This is a genomic window from Deinococcus sp. (genome assembly GCF_018260405.1).
Classification (GTDB): Bacteria; Deinococcota; Deinococci; order Deinococcales; family Deinococcaceae; genus Deinococcus.
The window spans coordinates 1-746 of the sequence record NZ_JAGLBG010000245.1; the positions used below are offsets into that span (position 1 = coordinate 1).

A 746-nucleotide genomic window follows, 5' to 3' on the forward strand; every position below is an offset into this window, starting at 1 on the left:
TGAGAGATTCCGAGTTTGGCGTCTTCGGACTTTGGCACTCCAGCAGCTCTTCCATCAGCACCTCCTCCATCAGCATCTCCTCCATCAGCACCTCTTCCATCACCACCTCCTCCATCAGCACCTCTTTCATCAGCACCTCTTCCATCATCACCTCTTCCATCAGCAGCTCTTCCATCAGCAGCTCTTCCATCAGCAGCTCTTCCATCAGCAGCTCTTCCATCAGCAGCTCTTTCATCAGCAGCTCTTTCATCAGCAGCTCTTCCATCAGCACCTCTTCCGTCAGCACCTCTTCCATCATCAGCTCTTCCATCAGCACCTCTTCCATCAGCACCTCTTCCGGTAGCACCTCTTTCATCAGCATCTCTTCCACCAGCAGCTCTACCATCAGGACCTCTTCCATCAGCACCTCTTCCGGTAGCACCTCTTTCATCAGCACCTCTTCCACCAGCAGCTCTACCATCAGCACCTCTTTCATGAGCACCTCATTCATCAGCAGCTCTTCCATCAGCACCTCTTTCATCAGCAGCTCTACCATCAACACTCCTCTTTCATCATCACCTCTTCCATCATCACCTCTTCCATCAGCAGCTATTTCATCAGCACCTCTTTCATCAGCAGCTCTTCCATCAGCACCTCTTCCATCAGCAGCTCTTCCATCAGCAGCACTACCATCAGCACCTCTTCCATCCGCACCTCCTCCATCAGCATCTCTTCCATCAGCACCTCTTCAATCAGCAGCTCTTCCT

At 51.9% G+C, this 746-nt stretch carries 1 protein-coding gene; it reads right to left on the minus strand.

The window, feature by feature from the left end; translation table 11 throughout:
- Positions 1–535 (minus strand): hypothetical protein (locus tag QZ269_RS13355; RefSeq protein ID WP_291427179.1); only part of this gene is annotated, 535 nt, incomplete at its 3' end.
- Between the last annotated feature and the right edge of the window lie 211 nt (positions 536–746).